The following is a 22,326-nucleotide window of genomic DNA, read 5'->3' on the forward strand; positions in this document are numbered from 1 at the left end:
CATGGACCTCTGGCTCGAAGGCAAGAAGGTGCGGCTCAATCCCGCGAAGGCGCTGGGCAAGGGCGGCGAAGCGGATGTGTTCGACCTGGGCAAGGGGCGTGCGCTCAAGGTGTTCAAGCAGCCCGAGCATGCAGACTACACGGGGCTCGCCGTCGAACAGGCCGCCGCCCGTGTTCGCCTGGACGAGCATCAACGCAAGCTGCGCGCCTTTCCCATGGGCCTGCCGGGGCGGGTGGTGACGCCGCAGGCGCTCGCCACGGATTCCACGGGACAGAGGGTGCTGGGCTACGCCATGCGCAAGCTGGACGGCGTGGAGTCCCTGCGTCGCTTCGGCGAACCCTCGTTCCGCCGCGTCGGTGCCACGTCCGCTCGCGCAGTCGAAGTGCTGTGTGGGCTGCATCGGACGCTCGCCGGGGTGCATGCCTCGGGCGTGGTGGTGGGCGACTTCAACGATTTGAACGTGCTGGTGACGGGGCACGCGGACGCGCACCTCATCGACGCGGACAGCTTCCAGTTCGGAGGCTTCCTGTGCTCGGTGTTCACCGAGCGCTTCCTCGACCCGGTGCGCCTGGGCGGCGCGACGAGCCTCATCCCCACGCAGCCCGCGTCGGAGGCGAGTGATTGGTATGGCTTCACCGTGGCCGCGATGCAGTCGCTCCTGTGCGTGGGGCCTCACGGTGGGGTGTACCGGGCGAAGTCCCCGGCGGCGCGGGCGACTCCGGCGGGGCGGCTGCTCCAGCGCATCACCGTCTTCCATCCGGAAGTGCAGTACCCGAAGCCCGCGCTCCCGCTGCGCACGCTGCCGGATGACGTGCTCCACCACCTTCACCGCGTCTTCGTGGAGGACCTGCGCTGCGTCTTCCCGCTGCCCCTGCTGGAGGGCCTGCGCTTCACCGCGTGCGCGTCGTGCGGCGTCGAACATGCGCGGAGCGCCTGCCCCACGTGTCAGCCCCACGCGGTGGCGGCGAGCACACCCGTCACCTCGACGCGCGGTCAAGTGACGGCGACGCACCTGTTCTCCACGCGCGGTGTCCTGGTCCACGCGAGCGTGGAGGAGGGAGTCCCACGCTGGCTGTACCACGCGGACGGCGCCTATCGGCGCGAGGACGGACGTGTGGCCTTGCGCGGACCGCTGGACCCCTCCCTGCGCTGGTCGCTGCAAGGGGACGCGACGCTGGTGGGACGCGACGGGGTGGTGGCGGTGCTCGTCCCGGAACGAGCGCCCGAGCGACTGAGCGTGGACGCCCCCGAGGGACGCCCGGCCTTCGCCGCCAATGCGAGACATCGCTACTGGGCGGTGGGCGGCGGACTGTGGCGCGACGGCGCGCATGGTCAGGAGCGCATCGGCGACGTGCTGGAGGGACAGACGCGCTTGTTCGTGGGGCCCCGCTTCGGCCTGGGGTTCCACCGCGCGGGGGGACTGAGGGGCGCGTTCGTCTTCGATGCGGAGCGTCTGGGATTGCGAGACGGACTCGTGTTGCCGTGGCCCTCGGGACAGCTCGTGGACGCGGACTGTGTCTTCGACGGGGCGCTCGCGTGGCTGTTCCTCGCGGAGGAAGCGGCGGGGCGCACACGGCACCACTGCGTGGCGGTGGGCTCGGACGGCGTGGTGCGCGCGAGCGGCGTGGCGGAGGCGGGGGATGGCTCGTGGCTGGGCGGAGCGTTCCGGAGCGGACGGTGCGCGGTGGGGGAGGCGCTGTTCTGCGCGACGGATGCGGGCCTCACCCGTGTGGAGTCACGGCAAGGCCGGCTGGAGGCCGTGCGCGAGTTTCCGGATGCCGAGCCCTTCGTGGACTCGGGTTGTCAGCTCCTGCTGACTCGGCAGGGGTTGTTGGTGGTGGGCAGGCAGGACCTCACCACGCTGCGGATGGCGTGAGCGGACACATTGAGTTCTTCACATGGGGGTAGCGCGATGAAGAAGCACCTGAAGGAACTTCCGATGCCTGGCTTCTACCGGGCGGACCACGCGGGCCAGTACAGCTACGGCCCGGACGCGGGAAGGCTGCAATTGGAGGCGGGCGCGTGGCGGGGCGCGCATGGAGTCACTTCGGCGGCGGCGGATGGGTTCAACCTGCACCTGTTGCTCATCGACGTGCAGAAGGACTTCTGCTTCCCGGAGGGCTCGCTCTACGTCGCGGGGCGCAGCGGACGCGGAGCGGTGGACGACAGCCGCCGAATCGCGGAGTTCATCTACAAGAACCTGGGCACGCTGACGAACGTCACGGCGACGCTGGACACCCACTTCGCATACCAGATTTTCTTCCCGTCCTTCTGGGTGGACCAGGATGACAAGCCGCTCACGCCGTACCGCGAGGTGACGCGCGAGCACATCGAACGCGGGCAGGCTCGGCCCAACCCCGCGATGGCGAAGTGGCTGTGCGGCGGCAACTACCCCTGGCTGCTCAAGCAGGTGAAGTACTACTGCGAGGAGTTGGAGCGCGCGGGGAAGTACACCCTGTACCTGTGGCCGCCGCACTGCCTCCTGGGCGGCGATGGACACGCGCTGGCTGGCGTGGTGCAGGAGGCGCGGCTGTTCCACTCGTACGCGCGCGGCATGCAGTCCTGGGCGGAGGTGAAGGGCGGCAACCCGTTGACGGAGAACTACTCCGTGCTGCGGCCAGAGGTGATGGGCCGGCATGACGGCCAGCCGCTGGCACAGCGCAACACCCAGTTCCTCAAGACACTGCTGACCGCGGACGCGGTGGTGATTGGCGGACAGGCCGCGAGCCACTGCGTGAAGAGTTCCATCGACGACCTGCTCGGAGAAATCGTCGCGCAGGACGCGGCGCTGGCTCGCAAGGTGTATCTGTTGACCGACTGCATGTCCGCGGTGACGGTGCCCGACGGCAAGGGCGGCTTCGCGGCGGACTTCACCCCGCAGGCGGACGCGGCCCTGAAGCGCTTCGCGGATGCGGGCATGCACCTGGTGAAGTCCACGGACCCGCTGACGAGCTGGCCGGACCTGCGCATCGGCTGAGCTGTCTTTTCATCACGCATATCAAGACCCGACCTTGCTCCGAAGAGAGCGGGCGGGCGGAGCCCTGCCCTCGGACCGGGGGAGAAAGTGAGCTGGACATGAGCAGCACGAGCAAATCGACGTGGGGTGGCCAGACGGCGGTGACGAAGCTCTTCGAGGATGCGCACGCGGAAGGGGTGTTGAGCCCCGCGGGGTTGCAGGCGCTGTCGGTGGTGGACCTGGGCGCGCAAATCCAGGCGGGGCTCGGCGTGCGGGTGGAAGACGTGCAGGCCAGCGAGGTGGTGCTGGTGACGGTGATGCCAGACGACTCGGGGAGCATCTCCACGAGCGGACACACGAAGACGGTGTGCGACGGGCACAACCTGGTGCTCGACTCGCTGCTGGCGAGCAAGCAGAAGGACGGCGTCCTCTTCCACACGCGCTACCTGAATGGCCACGTGCTCAATCCGTACCGGCCGCTGGAGGACGTGGTGCGGATGCACTCGAAGAACTACAGCGCGGACCAGGGCACGCCCCTGTACGACCAGGCGGTGGTGCTGCTGGGCACGGTGCTGGCGAAGTCCCAGGAGTTCAGCGGCAACGGCGTGCCGGTGCGCACGGTGACGTTGCTGATTACCGACGGCGCGGACATGCACTCGAGCCGCGCCACGGCGAGGGACGTGGCGGCGGTGGTGAACGACCTGCGTCGCGCGGAGAACCACATCGTCGCGGCGATGGGCATCGATGACGGGAGCACGGACTTCCGGCGCGTGTTCCAGGAGATGGGCATCGAGGACAAATGGATTCTGACCCCGGGCGAGACGGCGCAGGAGATTCGCGCGGCCTTCCAGGTGTTCAGCCAGTCCGCGGTGCGCGTGAGCCAGGGGGCCGCGAGCTTCAGCCGCACGGCCCTGGGTGGCTTCGGCCGGTGAGGCGCTATTCGTCCTCTTCTTCGATGTCGCTGAAGACGAACTGGGGCGTGTCGGACAGGGCTTCGAGCACGGCGATGCCCGGCCCAGCATCCATGACTCCTACGGCGTTCGTGTCGAGGTAGATTTCAATGTACCGGGCGTGCTCCAGGTCCTTGACGAGCCTCCAGCGGATGCCGCTTGGGGGAAGCATGTCGCCCTTGCGGTAGCAGGCGACCTCGAAGGAGACGGGGGTGGAGAGCCGTGCCGGGTCGCCTCGGAATATCCGGGCGATGCGTCCTTCCACCACGGCCTCGCCCGGGGTGACGGGCGGGAGCTTGACGCGGTCTACCTCGAGCTGGACGTGCAGCTTCGCATGCAGGGCGCTGCTGACATCGCGACGGGCATAGTCGTCAGGAGAGAGGGCCATGTCCAAAGCCTACCCTGACAAGGCCCGGAGAGGGTTTGCTCCCCGGGCCTCCTGACTCCCTGCGTGACTCAGTGAACGCGGGCGGGCGGCAGGTTGGACGGCACTAGGCCCACGGACTTGAGGCCCGCCGTCGGCGCGCACACCAGCGCCTTCAGGTCATCGGCGCGCCGCGTCAGGTCATCGAACGTGCGCACCGACTTCGTCACCGGGTCCGTCACCGTGGTGCCTCGCAGGTAGGGTGACAGCGCCGCCGTCGTCCCTCGCGTTCGAGGGGCCACATGGACGAACTCCGTCTGCGTCTCGCCCGCGTGGCAGCCGCTGCACGTGTTGAGGGAGAACTTGTGGCGCACCTCGTTTGCCACGTTCGGCGCGCGCCAGAAGAAGTCCAGCGGCACCAGTGAGTGGGCCGCCAGGAACGGGAAGCCCCCCATGCTGTCGGGCACCACATGCCGCTCCGCGAGCACGTCCGCGCTGTTCTCCGTCAGGAAGGTGGCCAAAAGCTGCGTGTTCTCGAAGTGCAGCGCCGGCGTCAGCTTCATCGTCGTCGGCATCAGGCCCAGCGGCGAGAGGATGAACTCGCGCATCTCCCACGGCTCCGCGAGCTCGATTTCATTGGTGCGAATCTGGTTCAGCGCGCTGCCCTCGTGCCGACCCGTCATCACCCCTCGCTTCGAGAAGCGGTCCGTGAGCGCCTGGAGCTTCGCGTTGTAGCCCGCGTTTCCAACCTTCAGCGTTCCCAGTTCATGCCAGTCCGTGGCCCAGCGCTGGATGGACTCCGGCGTGGTTCCGGGCAGGGCGTACTCGAGGATGATGGTGAACTCGAGCGGCACACCGCTCGGGTCCACCACGCCGAAGATGAAGCGCCCCTCTCCCGCCTGGAGGCCCTGCTCCCGCAGGTCGATGCGGTTGACGATGGCCAGCAGCCGGAACGGCGCCGAGTTGAAGTCCAGCGGCGCCGACGGCCCACCACTGCGCGCCTCCCACGGCCCCAGCACGCGCGTCTGCATCTCCGGACGCGGCGGAATCTCCAGCCCGTTCACGTTCTGCTTCGCGAGCCACGTCTTCAGCCACGCGCGCACCATCGGCGACGGGTCCTGCCCACCGGCCAGCTCGCGCATCACCGTGCCGAAGTGCCACGGCCCACCGGGCGCCGTGCGCACCGGGTCTTCGACGACGGACAGCGCCGTAATCATCAGCTCGCTCGGCTTGTCGATGGTGCACTGGCTGGTGGGCTGGCACACCGTGCGCGACTCGCAGCCGTTGGACGGCTTGCCGTCGCAGTCGTAGTAGCCCGGCGCGCAGGTGTGGCCACACGTCGCCGCCACGCAGACGCCGTCCGCATAGGGGCCGTCCTGGCAGGTGTTGCCACAGGTGCCGCAGTGGTTCGGGTTCGCCGTCAGGTCCACCTCGCACCCGTTGGAGGAGCGGCCGTCACAGTCCGCGGTGCCCGGCGGGCAGCGGAGCTCGTACGCGGGCCCTTCCGCGCAGGTGGACACGTTGCCCGAGGCGTCCTTCGCCGCGAGGAACACGCGGTGGCTGCCGCCGGCTCCGAAGGGCGCGGTCGCGGTGAAGCGGCCCTCCGCGTCCGCCTGCACCGTGCGCGCGGGCGTTCCCGTGCACGCGACGTCGATGAAGATGCCCACGGTGGAATGGGGCTCGGCGGTGCCCGTGACGACGAGCTGTCGGCCGTCGTTCAGGTATTGCCACTTCACGTCCGTGACGCGGGGCGGGGCCGGCGGCGTGCCGTCGTTCTGGTACTCCAGGGGATTGGAGCAGGGCGAAGGCGTGGAGTAGCCGCCCGAGTCCTTGGCTCGCGCGGACACCGTCACCTTCTCGTCCCTGGCCACGTTCATCTGGGCGAAGAAGAAGCCGGCGCCATCCGCGGTCAGCGTCTGCTCCGCGGTGCCCTGGCAGGTGGCGTTCCTGAAAATCTCGACGGTGACGCGCGGCTCCGCGCGGCCGTTGAAGATGGGCTGGAGGCTGCCGCCGGGTGAGCCCGGGCTGGTGCTGATCAGCACCGGCGCAATCCGTGGCGTGCCGTCGCCGTAGGGGTAGTCCACGGTGGGGCTGCAGGGCGAGCCATTGCCGACGTCGTCATAGGCGCGCGCGGACCAGGTGGCTCCGGGCGTCGTCGGGACGTCGATGGGGACCTCGCAGTAGGCGTCGCTGCCCGTGACAGTGCTCGCGACTTCCTGGCCGTAGCAGCCTGGGCCCTCGTACACGCGCACCGTGGCGCCTGCCTCGGTATGGAGGCTGAGGTTGCGCGGCCTCCCGATTCCGGCCTGCGTCCATGCGGGCGCGGGTGTCTCCGGAGGCGTGCGGTCCACGCGGACGGTGTTGCCGAGGCGGACGTTGTTGTCCTCGCGGGTCTCCGTGGCGGCGCCGTCTGGATCCACCCTCGCGCTCAGGAAGTAGCTGCCCTCGGGCGCGGCCCGCGCGCTCACCGAGACGGAGACTTCCCGACATTCGCCGGAGCGGAGGGAGAGGCGGGTGCTGGTGGCCAGGAGGATTTCGCTCATGCCGGGAGCGGCGGTGGCGGTGAGGAAGAAGGAGGCCTCCGTCGAGCCAGCGCCGCCGCCCTCGTTGCAGAGGCGCGCCCGGGCGCGCAGCTCGCCCTCGCCGAGGGCGGAAGGGCCGGAGACGGACTCCACCTGGAAGTCGGGACCGCCGGCCTGGGTGGGGTCGGGCTGGGTGGGGTCGGGCCAGGGCTGGGTGGGGTCCTCGTCCCAGTCCCAGTCGGGCGCCTCGGGCTCCACGATGCAGCCCGCGAGTGTTCCCGCGAGCGCGATTGCCCACCAACGACGCGCGTGCATGTGTGACGTGCCTCCGGGGGAGCCTAGGGGTCCGGCCTTGCTGCGGGGATGGCTCCACCGTGCCCCTGGACGGGGGGCGGCGAGGTTTATTCACGGACAGCGCCAGGAACCTTCACGAGGAGGGTCCCCGGCGCCTCAGGGCCGTGGAGTTCTCATCGTCAGGCTACGGGGGGCCTTCGGCGCTGAAGGGAGAGAGGGGTATCAGATGGGTGTCTCCTGGCACTGGGGGAGCAGCGAGGCCTCTCCGAAGCTCAACTCCGACATGTCGTAGGGACACGGAGGGAGGGAAGCGCACCCTTCGTTGTTCTGTCCGGAGCAATTGTTGTCGATGGCGTCACGGCAGATCTCCGCTGCGCCAGGGCTGACGGCCCCATTGCTGTCGTTGCAGTCCGTGGCGTTGGCAACGTAGCCGGCCGGCCGCGCACAGCTCTGAGTGGTCTGGCTCGCGTTGCCATAACCGTCGCCGTCCACATCCCGGTACCAGGTTGATGTCGCGCCTTCGTCCACGGCACCGTTGCAGTTGTTGTCCACTCCGTCGCAGGTCTCCGAGGCACTTGGGTGGATGCTGGAGCTGCCGTCATGGCAGTCGCTGGTGTTCGCCACATGGCCGGAGGGCTGCGAGCAGGCCTGCGTGGTCGAGGAGGCGTTGCCGTAGCCATCGCCGTCCGCATCTCGGTACCAGGTCGATGTCGCGCCTTCGTCGACGGAGCCATTGCAGTTGTTGTCCAGGCTGTCGCAGACCTCAGTGGCTCCGGGACTGGAAATCGCGCTGCTGTCATTGCAGTCGGTGGAGCTCGTCACGTAGCCGGAGGGGCGTGAACAGGCTTGGGTGGCGGTCGACGCGTTCCCGTAGCCATCTCCGTCCGCGTCCTGGTACCAAGTCGACGTCACGCCCTCGTCCACGGAGCCGTTGCAGTTGTTGTCCTTGCCGTCACACGACTCAGTGCGCCCCGGCCGGATGCTGGAGGTGGTGTCATCACAGTCCGTGCCATCGGCCACGTGCGAGGAGGGTTTTCGGCAGTTCTGCACGGAGACGCTCGGGTTGCCATACCCGTCCAGGTCGCCGTCCAGGTACCACGTCTGGAGGGGAAGGCCCTCGTCCACCGAACCACTGCAGTTGTTGTCCACGCCGTCGCAGGCCTCCGCGGCCGCGGGGTGGATGGTCGCGCTGCTGTCATTGCAGTCGCTGCTGTTCGCGACGTAACCCGAAGGAGGAGCGCAGGCGGCACTCGTGGATGACAGCTTCCCATAGCCATCACTGTCGAAGTCTCTGTAGTACGTGGTCTTCACTCCCTCGTCCACCGAACCACTGCAGTTGTTATCCACGCTGTCGCAGACCTCCGTGGCTCCGGGGTACGCATTCGCCCGGGTGTCGTCACAGTCGTCGTCGTTCGAGGAGTAGCCCGTGGGTTGGGCGCAGGCCATGACGCTCGGGGTCCAGTAGCCGAAGCTGTCGCCGTCCGCGTCGCGATACCAACGTGTCTGGACCCCTTCGTCCACGGAGCCGTTGCAGTTGTTGTCGATGCTGTCGCAGGCCTCGCTCACTCCGGGCTTGATGCTCGCGCTGCCGTCATTGCAGTCGCCGGAGCGTGTCGAGTATCCAGTGGGCTGCGAGCAGGCCTGGGTGGCGTCCGCCGCGTCCCCGTAGGTGTCGCCGTCAGCGTCCCGGTAGAAGGTGGACGTGACGCCTTCGTCCACGGAGCCATTGCAGTTGTTGTCGACGCTGTCACAGGTCTCCGCGGCGTTGGGCCTGATGCCGACGTTGCCATCATTGCAGTCCGTGGCATCCGACACGTACCCGGAGGGCTGCCTGCAGTTTTGCAGGGAGATGCTCGCGGCCCCGTAACCATCCGAGTCCGCATCCCGGTACCAGGCCTGAGTGGTGAGGCCCTCGTCGACCCCGCCACTGCAGTTGTTGTCCACCCCATCGCAGACCTCCGAGGCTCCCGGGTGGATGTCCGCGCTCGAGTCATTGCAGTCTGTCGCGCTCGCCACGTAGCCCGTGGGCTGACGGCAGCTCCGTGTCGACAGCGTGGACCGACCATGGCCATCGCCGTCTCCATCCAGGTACCAGTCCTGGGTGGGAAGCCCTTCGTCCGCGCCTCCCGCGCAGTTGTTGTCCACGCTGTCACAGACTTCGGGGGCCGCCGGGTGGATGGCCGCGCTGGCGTCATTGCAGTCCGTCGCGTTCCCTACGTAGCCCGCGGGCATCGAGCAGGCCTGGGTCGTCGTACTCGCGGTGCCGAAGCCATCGCCGTCCTCATCGCGGTAGAACGTGCTCAGCACTCCTTCGTCCACCAGGGCGTCGCAGTCGTTGTCCGCACCGTCGCAGACCTCCGCCGCTCCGGGCTTGATGGACGCACTTCCGTCGTTGCAGTCCCCCGACACGGACGCGTAGCCCGCGGGCTGACGGCAATCCCGCACCGTGTCAGCCGCCATGCCAAAGCCGTCACCATCGGTGTCGCGGTACCACGTGTGCTGCGTCAACCCTTCGTCCGCCTGCCCGTCGCAGTTGTTGTCCACGCCGTCGCACAGCTCCGGCGCAATCGGATTGAACGTGGCCTTCGTGTCGTCGCAGTCCCCCGCGTTGGGCGCATGGTCCGCCGGACGCGCACAGGCCTGCATCGACTGCGATGTCACACCGTAGTTGTCGTGGTCCATGTCCAGGTACCACGCCGTGAAGGTCAGGCCGTCGTCCGACTGCCCGTTGCAGTCGTTGTCCCGGTCGTCACAGACCTCCGCTGACGGCCCCTGCTTCTGCACACAGTCGAGGACGCCATGGGTGCAGTACCTCACGCCCTCGCCGCACACGCCCTTGTCTCCCGTCTGGCACGTCACGAGTCCGCCCGGGTTCCCGTCATCCACTTCGCCGTCACAGTCGTTGTCCAGGTTGTCGCACTGCTCGACCGACGCGGACTGGTTCTGCGTACACACCACGCTGCCACCCGTGCACGCGGTGGTGCCCGTCGCGCAGACCCCGAGCAACTCCGTGTCGCACGTCGTGCCACCACCCGGGTTGCCATCGTCCGCCACGCCGTCACAACTGTCGTCCAGCCCGTTGCACTGCTCCGACGCACCCGGGAACGTCGTCGACGTGAAGTCGTCACAGTCGACGTCCTCCACGTAGCCGTCCGGCGCGGTACACGACTCCAGGGCGATGTACTCGTCCCCAAATCCGTCCATGTCCCCGTCGAAATAGAATGTGTTGAGCACCAGGCTCGCCACCGGAGCCGTCGTGGCCGCCGTGGTCGTCGCACCCGTGCCGAGCTGCCCTTGTCCGTTGTTGCCCCACGCCCACACCGGGCAGTCCGGACGCACCGCCAACGCGTGGTGGTAGCCCGCCGCGATGGCCGTTGCGTCCGTCATCCCCACCACGTCCACGGGAACCACGCTGTTGCCTCCCGCCACGCCATGGCCCAACTGCCCGGAGGCGTTGAGTCCCCACGTCTTCACCAGCCCGTTGCCCATGATGGCCATAGAGAACGAGTGGCCCGCGCTCACCTGCGTCGCCGCGAACAGTCCGTTGACCGCGGTCGGCGTCAGTACCGGCGTGGATCCCGGCGTTCCGCTGCCCACCTGGCCTGACGAGTTCTGTCCCCACGCCCACACGTTGCCGAACTGCTCGTCAATCACGAGCGAGTGGCCCGAGCCCGCGGCGATGGCCTTCGCCCGAGGCAGGTTGGCCACCAGCGTCGGTACCAGGACGGAGGGCGTTGCGCTCCCCGTGCCCACCTGTCCGAAGTCGTTCTTGCCCCAAGCCCACACCTTGCCGTCCGCGTCCAACGCGAGCGCGTGGTTGTGGCCCGCCGCGATGGCTCGAATGGTCGGCAGGCTGTTCACCTCACGCGGCGTCGGCTCCGCGCTCGTGGGCGCGGTGCCCTTGCCCACCTGGCCGGAGGCATTCTGTCCCCAGGCCCAGACCCGGCCGTCCTGCCCCAGCGCCAGCGAGAAGTTCCCATTCGCCGCGATGGCTCGGATGCCGGAGAGCGCCGCCACCTGAGTGGGCAGAAGCACCGTGCCTCCCGCCATGCCGAGGCCCACCTGCCCGAAGTCGTTCTTGCCCCACGCGAAGACCTCGCCGTTCGTGCCGAGCGCGAGCGAGTGTGTCTGGCCCGCCGCCACGGCCTTGATGGACGGCAGCCCGATGGCCTTCGTCGGACTGGTCACCGGCGTGTTGTTGTTCGGGCTCCCCGTGCCGAGCTGGCCGGACAGGTTCTGTCCCCAGCCCCAGACCTCGCCATTCCTCTGCACGAACAGCGAGTGGTAGGCACCCGCCGCGACGGCCCGGTCCACCTTCACCGGCGACGACAGCTTTTGATGGGTCGTGGTCGGCTCCGACCCATTGTCAGACATGGGGGCGGGGTCACCGCAAGACATTGCGACCAGCATCAGGGGAACCACGTATCGAACAAATGGATTTTCCGGCCGTCGCGGGCATTGCCTTCTCAAGGGGTGCTCCTGTGGTGCTCCAGAGCCCGGCCTCTCGGGCGAGGAGCATGGGGGACGGACCTCCCGTGGGGGCGTGGGGTTGGGTCGACACCCACGACACGGTGAATGGGTCCAGTTCAAACCAAGGGGAGGTTTGAGCGCAGTCGGTCTGCCACGGGGGTGAGGGCCTTTGAATGGTGTGGTTGATTTGTCGCGGGTGTCCAATGAAATCATCTGGCTTTGCGCGTCGTGGTGTTTTGTTTATCCATGGGTGGGGGATGGCTCGGTGAGATTCCCGTCGGGTGGGTCGCCCGGAGCCGGGTAGATTCGGTCCCATGGCTGGCTCACCTCGCGTCCTTCTCCTCGCTGAACGCTTCCCGCCCGATATCGGAGGGCTTGCTCGCAGTGGCGCTCGCACCGCTGGCGCACTGGCTCGGCTGGGGGCTCGGGTGGACGTGCTGGCGTGGACACGCACGGCGGCTCCTGGAGCGTTGAGCACGCTGGATGACGCGGGCGAGGTGACGCCGTTTGCTCGCGGTGTCACGTTGCATCGGCTGGGGCTGTTCGGGAGCAGCGACCTGTCGATGCAACACACGCTGGACGTGCTCGACTATCTGCACTCGAAGCGGCGCTATGACCTGGTGTGGGGACACTACCTGTCGCCACCGGGGTTCCTCGCCGTCGTGTTCGCCGCCTCGGTGGGGATTGCGTCCACGGTGAGTGCTCGGGGCAATGACGTGGACCAACACATGTTTCCTCCCGGGGATTTCGCCCGGCTCCTATGGACGCTCCAGCGCGCGGATGTGCTCACCGCCGCTTCCGCGGACCTGGGGAGGAAGATGGGGTTGTTGCTCGGGAAGGACGCTCGGGTGGAGGTCATCCCCAACGCCGTCGACACCGAGGTTTTCTCACCGGGCCCGGCGGACCCGGTGCTGCGCGAGCGGCTCGGTATCGCCCCGGGTGAGGTGGTACTCGGCTTCTCGGGGGAGCTGCGTCACAAGAAGGGACTGCCGTTCCTGCTCTCCGCGCTCACGGAGGTGAGGCGTGCCCGGCCCGCGTGTCTGCTCGTCATCGGCGAGGTGCGTCCTCGCGACGCGGAGCACCTCGTTGCCTACCGTGCCGAGCATCCCGAGGACGGTGCTCGCATCCTCGTCTCCGGCGCGCTCGAAACACCGGAGGCCATCGCCGCGCACCTGCGCCTGTGTGATGTGTATCTCCAACCGTCGCTCTGGGAGGGGATGCCGAACGCGCTGCTGGAGGCGATGGCGTGCGCCTGCCCCGTCATCGCCAGTGACGCCGGTGGCATCCCCGAGGCCGTCGACCACCAGCGCAACGGTTTCATCGTGTCCAAGGCCCTGTTGAATCATCTGGGGCAGGCCTGTCTCGACGTGCTGTCACTGTCTCCGGAGCACCGCGCCACGATGGGCGCCGCCGCGCGCAGGCGCATCTTGGAGCGGTTTCAATCCGACGCCGAGGCGGAGGTGCTTCGCCGCGTGCTGGCTCGCGCGGTGCCCAGGGTGGGGTGAGAGCTCGCCGCGGCTTCCCCGCGCGACAGCTCAACCGCGCTCAGCTTCGGGACTGAGGCCCTCGCGCTTTCTCTTCATCCCGAACTGGTCTTCGTACGCCACCACCAGCGCCTCACGCGCGCGCGCCCAGGTGAAGTCGCGCTCCACGCGGGCTCGGGCTCTCATGCTGAGCGCGGGCCCCAGCGCTGGATTCGCTCGCAGGTCCTTCACCGCCTCCGCGATGGCCTTCGGTGAGCCCGGCCTCACCAGCAACACCTCATCAGGCCCCGCGAGCGTCCGCACCACCGGCAGGTTCGACGCGATGACCGGCGTGCCCGAGGCCATCGCCTCCAGCAACTTCAACGGACAGCACCCCTGCACGCAGTTGCGGTCATTCACCGGCAACGGCACCAGCACCGCGTCGCATTCATGATGCAACGCCGCCAGCGCGTCCTGCGGCATCGGCTCGCGCAGCTCCACCGCGCCCTCCAACAGCAGGTCTCCACACCGCTCCAACAGCACCCGTCGCTGGTGCTTGCGCAGTGGCCCCACCAGCGTCAGCACCGCGGGCACCTCCGCGCGCAGCAGCCTCAGCGCCTCGATGACGTGGTGCACTCCCTGCCACGACGTCATCGTCCCGCTGTAGAGCAGTCGCACCGGCCGCCCCGGCTCCAGCCCGCGCGGTGGCGCATGACGAAACACCTCCAGCTCCACGCCGTTCGGAATCACCCGCACGCGCGAAGCCTCCGCGCCCCGCTTCACCAGGTACTCCGCCGTCACCTCGCTGGGCGTCACCAGCAGGTCCGCGCGCGCGATGCACACGTCCTCCTGCGCCACCAGCTTCAGCATCAACTCCGCGTCTTCCGCCACGTCCGGGTGGTGATACTTCAGCTCGATGGACGGCAGCCCGTTCACCTCGAACACCAGCGCGTCCGTCAGCGCCTCCTTCCTGCGCGCCACCGGATAACCCTCGAAGATGGAGCGCACGTGGACCACCGAGGCCCGGGGCCTGTCCCTCCACCACGCCGCCAGGTGCGTGCGGAACGACAGCGCCTGCGCCACCAGGTCTCGCCCCCGCGCGTCCAGCGGGTGATACGTCACTCCCTCCACGAGTGGATGCGGGGTCGCGCTCGCGGTGGGTCCGTCTCGGAGCGCCAGCAGGTCCACGCCCCCGAAGGCCGCGCCCAGGGCCTCCACGAAGGCCCGGATGTGCACGGCCGCTCCCTTGGGCGCGGGGAATCGGTCGAAGGAGGCGTAGACGATGCCGGACGCGGAAGCCACGGCCCGCGTGGTATCGCGGCTCACCCGGCTCGGCAAACCGGGAGGTTTGCCCCTCTCCCCGCCGACCCATACACTCCGCGCTCGTTCCTGGCTCCGAAGGGGAGCTTTCCGCCTTGGCCTTCGACATCGACCGCTTCCGCGTGGAGAAGCGCTACCGCAACACCGCGCCCGTCTCCGAGCTGATGGAAGACCTGGGCTTCCTCGCGCGCTTCGACGGGGAGATGGCCGTCCTCAAGCGCCAGTGGCAGCGACGGGCCTTCATCGTGGGCGGCGTGGGCGTGGGCCTGTTCTTCCTGTCGTCCCTCGCCAACAACCTCCTCGACTCCGAGCAGCCCACCCCCTCGTGGCTGAACGGCTTGCTGCCAGGGGGCATCGGCCTGTTGGTCGTCGCGGTCGTCCTCCTGGTCAAGGCCTCCCGGTTCGGCCGGAACGACCTGGAGGACCGTCGCTACGGGCTGCCCACGCTGTTGCTGCGACGGCTGCGCCGCGACATCGCCCCCGAGGAGCCCGTGTCACTGGAGCTGGACTTCCATCCCATCGACCACAAGGCCAAGTGGACGCGCAAGGGCATGGCGGGCACATGGAAGACGAATGAGTTCGAGGACCCGTGGCTGTCGCTCCAGGCGCGCCTGCGCGATGGCACGCACCTGCGCCTCGGCATGACCGAGTGGCTCCAGAAGCGCTCCCGCACGAAGCGCAATGCGCGGGGCAAGTACAAGATGAAGAGCAAGCAGAAGAGCGGCTCGTACCTCCAGGTCCAGCTTCGCGTGAAGCCGGAGCGCCACCCCGAGCTCACCCGGTTGCAAGGCGCGGCCCGCGAGGCGGTGAAGCTCCCGCCGACGGTGGCGCTCACGAAGTTGCAGGTGTCCGAGGACCGGCTCAGCCTCCGCGCCCGGATGGACTCCGATTGGGAAGCGACGGAGACCGTGTCCACGCAGTCGCGGGACGCGACGCGCGCGTGCCTCATGATGCTGTTGAGCCTCTACCAGGTGCTCAACTTCTCCACCTCCCAGCGCAAGCACCACCCCGCGAGGGCTTCCCGATGACGTTCCGCGCGCTCCTGCTGAGCCTCCTCCTCACCGCCGCCTGCTCGCGTCCCTCGAACTCCGAGGCCCCGTCGACCCAGACGCAGGCCGCCTCCGCGGGCGACGAGGTGCCCCTCCCGGGCAAGCTCAAGTTCAAGGACGCGGACGACCGCGAGCGCTTCTCGCTCAAGCCCAAGGACGACGGCGCCAAGCTGGTGGACGGCGATGACCGCGAGCTGGCCCGCTTCAAGTGGAAGGGCACCGCCCTCAAGGTGTCCGGCCCGGATGACACGGCGCTGGGCTACGTCCTCGGCTCGGCGGGTGGCGCGCTCACCGTGAGAGATGGCGAGCAGCGGCAGGTGCTCTACACCCTCGCGCGACAGGGCTCCGGCTGGAGGCTCACCGACGCGAAGGGCGCGCTGCTCTACACCGTGTCCTCGGACGACGAGGGCGCGCGCATCCAGGATGCCTCCGGCACCGAGGTCGCCCGCGTGAAGGTGCGCGAGGGCAAGGTGTCGCTCCGGGAGCCCGGTGGCAAGACGCTGCTGGCCACCAAGTCGCTGGTGCGCGCGGACGCGGCGGCCTGTCTCGCCTTCGAGAAGCTGGACCTGCCCTTCCGCGTGGCGCTGCTCCACCAACTCCAGACGCCGCCGTCCGAGTCCGCGCCATGAGCCCCTTCTCCAACGAGGGCTGTGAGGTGAGCACGGGCTTCCTGTTCTCCCATCCGTGTGGACTGCCCGCGGGCGCCCTGTGCCCGCGCTGCGGCAAGAGCGTCTGTGACGCGCACCTGACGACCCAGCAAGAGGCGCTCGTCTGCACGGGCTGCGCGATGTTGGGCGACGAGGACCCGGAGGACGACGGCTCGACGACCACCGACTCGGACGACGCGAGCGCCTACTACGACGACTACGGCTACTACGGGTCGGGCTCCTCGTGGGCGCGGGGCTCCTCGAAGGACCCGCACGACTTCACCGAGGCCGACGGCGAGAGCCTGCGGCACGAGGACGACTCCTCCTTCGAGGAGGACCTGGGCGGAAGCTGATGGCGGGCGCGCGCTGGCTCATCTACGCGTTGGGCGGAGGCATGGGTCACTTCACCCGGGCCTGTGGACTCGCGCGCGTGGCGGCCCGACGGGGACACCGCGTCACCGTGGTGACCAACAGCGTCTTCGCTCCGGACGTGCCGCTGGAGGACGTGCTGGGCGCCGGAGCCCATGTGCACCGGCTGAACCCGGACCTGGCCAAATCCGCCGTGCGCGAGGCGGTGGAGTGTCTGCTTGACGGCGTGCGTCCGGAGGTCCTCGTGGTGGACACCTTCCCGCGCGGCCTCGCGGGGGAGCTGGCGCCCATGCTGCCCGGACTGCGCATGGGCAAGGTGCTGGTGCACCGGGACTTGAATCCCACGTATGTGGCGCGCTTCAACGTCGCGGCGGCGGTGGAGGACTTCGACCTGCTGCTCGTCCCCGGTGAGGACGCGCCCTTCTCCCAGCACCCGCGCGCCGTGCGCACCGCGCCCTGGCTCCTGTTGGAGCGCGATGAATGGCTGAGCCGCGCGCAGGCCCGTGAGCGGCTGGGCGTGGCCGCGGATGATATCCGTCCGCTGGTCGCGGTGATGGGCAGTGGCAACGCGGAGGAGGTGGCGGAGGCGGGCGCCATCGCCACGCGGCTCCAGGAGCGACTCGGGGCTTCGGCGCCGGTGCGGTGGCTGGCGCCTCCGGGGCCCTGGTTCCCCGTCCGCGCTCCGAGCAGCGGCGCGGCCGAGCGCAACCTGCTCCAGCCCGTGCGCGTGTGGCCCGCGCTGGCGGTGATGCCCGGGGTGGACATCCTGGTGGGCGCGGGCGGGTACAACACCGTGCAGGAGGCGCGCGTGACGGGCACTCCGCTGGTGGCCCTGGCTCGCGCTCGCCGCTACGACAGGCAGGCGGTGCGGCTGCGTCCGGAGGAGCTGGCCCGCACCGAAGCGGAGTTGATGGAGCGAGTCGCCGCGCTGGTGGGGCCCCGCTCCGCGCGCGCGCCAGAGACCTATTCCGGGGGCGCCAGGGACGCGGTGGCGCTCATCGAGCGCACCTTGCTCAATGCTTGAGGTCCTTGTGGCCCGGCGCCGGGTCGATGCCGTGCGCCATGATGAAGTGGTAGACGACCTGCGGGTCTTCCTTCGGCCCGCTCATCAGCTCCACCAGGAAGTGGCCCTGCGTGCCTGAGTCCGGGTCCGGGGCCACGTTCACCTCGGTGACCTCGCGGCCCGCGAGCACCAGCTCCCCCACGAGCACCTTCCCCTTGAGCACCTGGATGATGTGCTGACGCTCCTCCTCCAGCAGCAGCCAGTGGAAGTCGTCGTGGTCGTACAGCATCGCGTCGACGGAGCCGCACCGGAGGATGCATTGGGTGTGTTCCTGGAGCCAGCGCCAGAAACCATCGAATTTCAGGGTACGTACCGGTTGGGGGAGCATGTCCATGGTGACCTCGCGCGCGCGGCCAGGGGGGCTCACGCTCGCCCGCCACGTCCGGCCTTCCCTAGCACGATTGCCCTCGCCCGGTGCTGACGCCGTGCGGGGAACCCCCCACCATGCCCGGCTGCTGTCCACTCCGTGAATCCCCCACGTCCTGGGCTTGTTCCTCCAGTCATGAAGGGGGCGTCCCATCCACATCCGTCCCCGGCTTCAGCGAGGTCCCAATCGTGAGCTTCCCCGCCCAGAGCCAGGTCGTTCGTGGAGTCCGTCCGCCGTGCCAGGAGGCGACATGAGTCTGCGCGCCTGGCTCGCCGCCATCATGGGTGGCCTCGCCCTGCTGACGCTCGTGGCCGCCACCGCGCTCATCGTCCTGACGAACGCGCAGAACCACTCGGCGAACACGCTCGGCAACTCCGTGGAGGGACTCCATCTGGCGGAGGAGCTGGAAATCGACCTGCTCATCCATTTCCGGCTCAGCGGCGTGACGGGCCCGGTGGAGGTGACGTCCGAGCGCATCCGGGGCAGGACGCTCCAGAGCATCGAGTCCTCGTTCCCCCGGTTGCTGGAGGGCCTCAATCGCAGTGCCTTCGGCGCCCCGGAGCAGGCGCTCATCCGGGAGGTGGATGAGCACTTCAGGCAGTACCTCGCCACCCAGCGAGAGGCCGCTCGGCTGCCCCTGCGACAGCGCGCCCAGCGGGTGATTCCCGCGCTGGATGCCTCGCTGGATTCGCTGGAGCGGCTGGTCCAGCTCAACGTGGAGGAGGCCCGGACGGCGCGCGAGTCCTCGGCGGACCTCAACCGGATGGGCAACACCGTGGGCCTGGTGCTGTGTGGTCTCCTGCTGGTGGGCCTGGTGACGGGCACCTACCTGCTGCGACGCATCGCCTGGCAGCCCCTGCGGGACATCAGCCAGTCCATGCGCCGCTTCGGCGCGGGACGCAAGCGCACCCGCGCGCCGGTGGCGGGCCCCACCGAGCTGCGCGACATGGCGCGCACCTTCAACGAGATGGCCAACAGCCTCACGCACCAGCAGGAGCAGCAGCTCGCCTTCCTCGCGGGCGTGGCCCATGAGCTGCGCAATCCGCTGTCCGCGCTGAAGCTGTCCACCGCCCTCACCGAGCGAACGCGCGCGCAGCTCACGCCGGAGCGCATGCAGCGCACGCTCGCGCTGGTGGGACGGCAGGTGGAGCGCCTGGACCGGATGGTGGGGGACCTGCTCGACTCCACCCGCATCGAGGCGGGCAAGCTGGAGCTGCGGCCCGAGGTGCGAGACGCGCGCGAGCTGGCGCGGGGCGTGGTGGAGCTGTACCGCTCCAGCGACGGCGGGCACGTGCTCCAGCTCGACGTGCCGGAGACGCCCCTGCTGGTGCGCGTGGACCCGGACCGGCTGGAGCAGGTCATGGCCAACCTGGTCAGCAACGCGCTGAAGTACTCGCCGTCCGGCAGTCGCGTGGACGTGGCGGTGCGCCGCGATCAGGAGGACGTGCTCCTGCTCGTGAAGGACCAGGGCATCGGCGTCACCGAGGAGGAGAAGGGCATGCTGTTCGCCCCCTTCCAGCGGCTGGGCGATGCCCGGAGCAAGCGCGCGCCGGGGGTGGGGCTGGGGCTGTCCGTCGCGCGGCGCATCGTCGAGGCCCATGGCGGGCGCATCGAGGTGGAGAGCACGCCCGGGGTGGGCTCCACGTTCTGCGTCCGGCTGGCCCTCGCCACCCAGGAGGCGGGGGGCGCCGTGGAGCTCCCGGCGGCCACGGCGCCGGTGCCTCCGGACGCCCTGCACTAGACGCAAAGCGTTGCGTGCCGCGCTTCCGTCGGAGAGGCTGGGTGCGCCAGGGAGGCGTCGGACGTACCTTCCGGGCTCCATGACAGGAGTCGCCTGGAACATGAAGATTTCGCGCCGAGTCGCGCCGCTCGCCATCCTGCTCTCCGTGGGAGGACTGGGGGCGTGTGCCTCCCGCCAACCGGCGCCCGAGGCCCAGGCCGCGCGGCCTTCCTCCGCCACGCCCGCCTCTGTCATCCAGTCCACGGAAGGGGGCTTCTCCGTCGCCCTGCCGGGGCCGGTGAGCGAGGAGCGCCGCTCCCAGGTCACCGATGTGGGCGAGGTGACACTCCACACGTTCATCGCCGTCCGTCCGGAGTCGGACACGGCGTACTACGTCTCGTACACGGACTTCCCCGCGGCGGCGGTGTCGCAGGCGAAGCCGAGCGACGTGGTGTCCCGCGCCAGCCTGGGTGCGCTGGAGGCCCTGGGCGCCACGGGTGTCTCCTCGAAGCCCCTGACGCTGGAGGGCTTCCCGGGTTGGGAGGTGGAAGGAGTCTCCGGGCCGCGTCGGCTGCGAGGCCGCTTCTACCTGGTGGGCCCCCGGCTCTATCAGCAACTGCTGCTGCATCCCGAGGGCAAGCCGCCCCAGGACGCGGAGGGCTTCTTCGAGTCCTTCCGCCTGGACCCCCAGGTGGCGGCCATGCTGTCGGGCGCGCAGCGCTCCTGAGTACGCGGGGCCGGGTGTTCCGGTGATGCGGGCGGGTGCGGTATGCCAGCCCCGCGATGAATCTCTCGGCCATCGACCTCAACCTGTTCCTCGTGCTGCACGCGGTGCTGGAGACGGGGAGCGCCACGGGTGCGGCGCGGCAGCTCCACGTCACGCAGTCGGCGGTGAGCAACGCGCTGGCCCGGCTGCGGGAACTCTTGGGAGACCCGCTGCTGGTGCGTCAGGGAAAGGGGCTGGTGCCCACGCCTCGCTGTGAAGAGCTGAGGCCGCTGCTCAACAACGCGGTGGCGCAGCTCCAGGTGGCCGTGGATGGCCAGCGCTTCCAGCCGGAGGAGAGCACGCGCCGCTTCACGCTGGCCTGCGGTGACAATCAGGATGTCTGCGACGTGCCCCGCATCGTCGAGGCCTTCGCGCACCGCATGCCGCAGGCGCAGCTGCGCGTGGTGAGCATCGACTTCCTGGTCGCGTCGGATGGAATGGGGACGGGGGAGGTGGATGTCGCGCTGGGGCCCCGGATGGTGGCCACTCGGGAGGGCTTCTGCGTGGAGGACCTGTACCTGGAGGAGGTGGCCTTCGTCGTGCGCAAGGACCACCCGCTCATCCCTGGGACGGTGCTGACGCGGGAGGCGTTCAACGCCTGCAAGCACATCGACATCGTCATCACCCAGGGCCGTCCGGGCGTGGGGCGCTCCATGTTCGAGCGGTTCCGCAAGGAGAACGGCCTGGAGTACAGCTCGGCGCTCGCCGTCTCCCACTTCATCGCCGCGGGCATGGCCGCGACGCGCACGGACTACGTCGCGGGAATGCCGGGACGCACGGCGGAGGTCCTCTGCGCCATGCTCCCGCTGAAGCGCCTGCGGTTCATGCCCGCGCCTCCGCCCATGACGATGTCGCTCATGTGGCACACCCGTACGGACGCGGACCCCGGCTCGCGCTACTTCCGGCAGTTGCTGTTCAATGTGCTGAAGGACATGCCGGCGACTCGCGCGGAGCCGCGAGCGAAGCCGCCCACGAGCCCCGCGCGCCGCGCCCGGAGCCGCTGACGCCCGCCGGACTCGGTGGTCCGGGGGCGCCCGCATGCTTCAGTCCCGCGCTGTCATGAAGTGCTCGCCGCGTCCTCGGGGAGCTCGCCGAACTTGCCGGACTCGAAGTCGTGAATGGCCTGGAGCACTTCGCGCTGGCTGTTCATGACGAACGGGCCCAGATGGACGATGGGCTCGCGCAGGGGCTCACCCGCGAGGACGATGAGATGCGTGTCCGTTTCGGCACGCAGGGACAGGAACTCGCCGTCGTTGGCGAAGAGCGCGAGCTCGCCCTCGGTGGCCGTCTCACCGCCGGAAGTCACGCGACCGGAGGCGACGAGCACGATGGCGTTGTGGTGCTTCGGCAAGGGGATTTGGAGGTCCGTCCCCGCGCGCAGTCGCACGTCGAGCATTGAGATGGGCGTGAAGGTCCGCGCGGGACCCTGGGTGTCGTTGAAGTTGCCCGCGATGACTCGCACCGTTCCGCCCTCGACGGGGACGGTGGGAATCTGCGCCGCGGTGATGGGCTGGTAGCCCGGCGCGGCCCGCTTGTGAGCGCGGGGAAGGTTCACCCAGACCTGAAGCATCTCGAAGACGCCACCGCGTCGGGAGAAGGCATGCTCATGGTACTCCTCGTGGAGGATGCCGGACGCGGCCGTCATCCATTGCACGTCACCCGGGCCGATGACGCCCGAGTGGCCCGCGTTGTCTCGATGCGCGACGTTGCCCTCGAACGCGAGCGTGACGGTTTCGAAGCCGCGATGCGGATGCCAGCCGACGCCCCGCTGACCCTTGGCGAGGGGCGGGTAGTGATGCGGCGGATGGTGGTCCAGCAGCAGGAAGGGGCTGACACGTTCCTGGGACACGCCCCCGCTGGGGACGAGCGTCTTCACGCGGAAGCCGTCGCCGACCCAGTGGAAGGGCCCGCCGCCGTGGACGCTCTCGAGCGTCCGCGCACGGGGAAGCGCGTGGGGAACGGTGGGGGGAGTCAGTGTCTGTGTCGTGGTGCTCATGGCACAGAAC

17 protein-coding genes are annotated in these 22,326 nt (G+C 69.1%); 11 read left to right on the forward strand and 6 right to left on the reverse strand.

Annotated elements, in window-relative coordinates; translation table 11 throughout:
* Position 1 precedes the first annotated feature (1 nt).
* The 3 genes from HUA74_RS05520 (at position 2) to HUA74_RS05530 (ending at position 3,888) form a co-directional block, all read left to right on the forward strand.
* The gene (locus tag HUA74_RS05520) at positions 2-1,876 is read left to right on the forward strand and encodes a hypothetical protein (protein ID WP_174453702.1); all 1,875 of its coding nucleotides are present in this window, start codon (positions 2-4) and stop codon (positions 1,874-1,876) included.
* Between the two features lie 36 nt (positions 1,877-1,912).
* Positions 1,913-2,977, forward strand: a complete 1,065-nt coding sequence (locus HUA74_RS05525; protein WP_174453703.1) for a nicotinamidase — start codon at positions 1,913-1,915, stop codon at positions 2,975-2,977.
* Between the two features lie 98 nt (positions 2,978-3,075).
* Positions 3,076-3,888, forward strand: coding sequence for a hypothetical protein (locus HUA74_RS05530; protein WP_174453704.1), 813 nt, complete (start codon positions 3,076-3,078; stop codon positions 3,886-3,888).
* Between the two features lie 4 nt (positions 3,889-3,892).
* Here HUA74_RS05530 and HUA74_RS05535 read toward each other — a convergent pair whose 3' ends face one another.
* The 3 genes from HUA74_RS05535 to HUA74_RS05545 all read right to left on the reverse strand — a co-directional run bounded on the left by HUA74_RS05535 (position 3,893) and on the right by HUA74_RS05545 (position 11,460).
* Entirely contained in the window at positions 3,893-4,294 is a 402-nt protein-coding gene (locus HUA74_RS05535; RefSeq protein WP_141648619.1) for a hypothetical protein, read from the reverse strand.
* 68 nt (positions 4,295-4,362) lie between these two features.
* A complete protein-coding gene (locus HUA74_RS05540; protein ID WP_174453705.1) occupies positions 4,363-7,107 on the reverse strand; it encodes a CARDB domain-containing protein in 2,745 nt (914 codons plus the stop codon).
* Positions 7,108-7,308: 201 nt separating this feature from the next.
* Positions 7,309-11,460 carry a MopE-related protein gene (locus tag HUA74_RS05545; protein ID WP_174453706.1) on the reverse strand — a complete coding sequence of 1,384 codons (4,152 nt, stop codon included), beginning with the start codon at positions 11,458-11,460 and terminating at the stop codon, positions 7,309-7,311.
* Between the two features lie 410 nt (positions 11,461-11,870).
* Here HUA74_RS05545 and HUA74_RS05550 point away from each other — a divergent pair, with 410 nt between their 5' ends.
* On the forward strand, positions 11,871-13,061 hold the full coding sequence (locus HUA74_RS05550; protein WP_174453707.1) for a glycosyltransferase: 1,191 nt from the start codon (positions 11,871-11,873) through the stop codon (positions 13,059-13,061).
* A gap of 30 nt (positions 13,062-13,091) precedes the next feature.
* Here HUA74_RS05550 and HUA74_RS05555 read toward each other — a convergent pair whose 3' ends face one another.
* A complete protein-coding gene (locus HUA74_RS05555; protein ID WP_371817200.1) occupies positions 13,092-14,345 on the reverse strand; it encodes a glycosyltransferase family 4 protein in 1,254 nt (417 codons plus the stop codon).
* 89 nt (positions 14,346-14,434) lie between these two features.
* Here HUA74_RS05555 and HUA74_RS05560 point away from each other — a divergent pair, with 89 nt between their 5' ends.
* The 4 genes from HUA74_RS05560 to HUA74_RS05575 are packed head-to-tail and all read left to right on the forward strand — an operon-like array spanning position 14,435 to position 17,428.
* Positions 14,435-15,367: a hypothetical protein gene (locus tag HUA74_RS05560; protein ID WP_174453708.1), complete on the forward strand. Its 933-nt coding sequence runs from the start codon at positions 14,435-14,437 to the stop codon at positions 15,365-15,367.
* Complete coding sequence (locus HUA74_RS05565) at positions 15,364-16,017, forward strand: hypothetical protein (protein WP_174453709.1); 654 nt, start codon at positions 15,364-15,366, stop codon at positions 16,015-16,017. The genes HUA74_RS05560 and HUA74_RS05565 overlap by 4 nt, the downstream gene beginning before the upstream one ends.
* On the forward strand, positions 16,014-16,388 hold the full coding sequence (locus HUA74_RS05570; protein ID WP_141646374.1) for a hypothetical protein: 375 nt from the start codon (positions 16,014-16,016) through the stop codon (positions 16,386-16,388). The genes HUA74_RS05565 and HUA74_RS05570 overlap by 4 nt, the downstream gene beginning before the upstream one ends.
* Positions 16,388-17,428, forward strand: coding sequence for a hypothetical protein (locus HUA74_RS05575; RefSeq protein ID WP_174453710.1), 1,041 nt, complete (start codon positions 16,388-16,390; stop codon positions 17,426-17,428). The genes HUA74_RS05570 and HUA74_RS05575 overlap by 1 nt, the downstream gene beginning before the upstream one ends.
* Here the strand turns inward: HUA74_RS05575 and HUA74_RS05580 are convergent.
* Positions 17,418-17,801 carry a serine/threonine protein kinase gene (locus tag HUA74_RS05580; RefSeq protein WP_141646376.1) on the reverse strand — a complete coding sequence of 128 codons (384 nt, stop codon included), beginning with the start codon at positions 17,799-17,801 and terminating at the stop codon, positions 17,418-17,420. The genes HUA74_RS05575 and HUA74_RS05580 overlap by 11 nt on opposite strands.
* Positions 17,802-18,084: 283 nt before the next feature.
* On the opposite strand from HUA74_RS05580, the gene HUA74_RS05585 reads away from it, so the two are divergent.
* The 3 genes from HUA74_RS05585 to HUA74_RS05595 all read left to right on the forward strand — a co-directional run bounded on the left by HUA74_RS05585 (position 18,085) and on the right by HUA74_RS05595 (position 21,324).
* A complete protein-coding gene (locus HUA74_RS05585; RefSeq protein WP_174453711.1) occupies positions 18,085-19,575 on the forward strand; it encodes a HAMP domain-containing sensor histidine kinase in 1,491 nt (496 codons plus the stop codon).
* 100 nt (positions 19,576-19,675) lie between these two features.
* Positions 19,676-20,281, forward strand: a complete 606-nt coding sequence (locus HUA74_RS05590) for a hypothetical protein (protein ID WP_174453712.1) — start codon at positions 19,676-19,678, stop codon at positions 20,279-20,281.
* Positions 20,282-20,337: 56 nt separating this feature from the next.
* Positions 20,338-21,324, forward strand: a complete 987-nt coding sequence (locus HUA74_RS05595) for a LysR family transcriptional regulator (protein WP_174453713.1) — start codon at positions 20,338-20,340, stop codon at positions 21,322-21,324.
* Between the two features lie 53 nt (positions 21,325-21,377).
* Here HUA74_RS05595 and HUA74_RS05600 read toward each other — a convergent pair whose 3' ends face one another.
* Positions 21,378-22,316 (reverse strand): pirin family protein, encoded by a 939-nt coding sequence (locus HUA74_RS05600; RefSeq protein ID WP_174453714.1) that lies wholly within the window; start codon positions 22,314-22,316, stop codon positions 21,378-21,380.
* Between the last annotated feature and the right edge of the window lie 10 nt (positions 22,317-22,326).

The organism is Myxococcus sp. CA051A, from assembly GCF_013336705.1.
Classification (GTDB): Bacteria; Myxococcota; Myxococcia; order Myxococcales; family Myxococcaceae; genus Myxococcus; species Myxococcus llanfairpwllgwyngyllgogerychwyrndrobwllllantysiliogogogochensis.

What these genes read in the sequence shown, in the direction of transcription:
- HUA74_RS05545 (WP_174453706.1), bottom strand. Translation starts at nt 11,460, where the DNA reads ATGTCTGACAATGGGTCGGAGCCGACCACGACCCATCAAAAGCTGTCG.
- HUA74_RS05575 (WP_174453710.1), top strand. Translation starts at nt 16,388, where the DNA reads ATGGCGGGCGCGCGCTGGCTCATCTACGCGTTGGGCGGAGGCATGGGT.
- HUA74_RS05580 (WP_141646376.1), bottom strand. Translation starts at nt 17,801, where the DNA reads ATGGACATGCTCCCCCAACCGGTACGTACCCTGAAATTCGATGGTTTC.
- HUA74_RS05540 (WP_174453705.1), bottom strand. Translation starts at nt 7,107, where the DNA reads ATGCACGCGCGTCGTTGGTGGGCAATCGCGCTCGCGGGAACACTCGCG.
- HUA74_RS05595 (WP_174453713.1), top strand. Translation starts at nt 20,338, where the DNA reads ATGAATCTCTCGGCCATCGACCTCAACCTGTTCCTCGTGCTGCACGCG.
- HUA74_RS05550 (WP_174453707.1), top strand. Translation starts at nt 11,871, where the DNA reads ATGGCTGGCTCACCTCGCGTCCTTCTCCTCGCTGAACGCTTCCCGCCC.
- HUA74_RS05585 (WP_174453711.1), top strand. Translation starts at nt 18,085, where the DNA reads ATGAGTCTGCGCGCCTGGCTCGCCGCCATCATGGGTGGCCTCGCCCTG.
- HUA74_RS05530 (WP_174453704.1), top strand. Translation starts at nt 3,076, where the DNA reads ATGAGCAGCACGAGCAAATCGACGTGGGGTGGCCAGACGGCGGTGACG.
- HUA74_RS05565 (WP_174453709.1), top strand. Translation starts at nt 15,364, where the DNA reads ATGACGTTCCGCGCGCTCCTGCTGAGCCTCCTCCTCACCGCCGCCTGC.
- HUA74_RS05525 (WP_174453703.1), top strand. Translation starts at nt 1,913, where the DNA reads ATGAAGAAGCACCTGAAGGAACTTCCGATGCCTGGCTTCTACCGGGCG.
- HUA74_RS05535 (WP_141648619.1), bottom strand. Translation starts at nt 4,294, where the DNA reads ATGGCCCTCTCTCCTGACGACTATGCCCGTCGCGATGTCAGCAGCGCC.
- HUA74_RS05570 (WP_141646374.1), top strand. Translation starts at nt 16,014, where the DNA reads ATGAGCCCCTTCTCCAACGAGGGCTGTGAGGTGAGCACGGGCTTCCTG.
- HUA74_RS05600 (WP_174453714.1), bottom strand. Translation starts at nt 22,316, where the DNA reads ATGAGCACCACGACACAGACACTGACTCCCCCCACCGTTCCCCACGCG.
- HUA74_RS05520 (WP_174453702.1), top strand. Translation starts at nt 2, where the DNA reads ATGGACCTCTGGCTCGAAGGCAAGAAGGTGCGGCTCAATCCCGCGAAG.
- HUA74_RS05590 (WP_174453712.1), top strand. Translation starts at nt 19,676, where the DNA reads ATGAAGATTTCGCGCCGAGTCGCGCCGCTCGCCATCCTGCTCTCCGTG.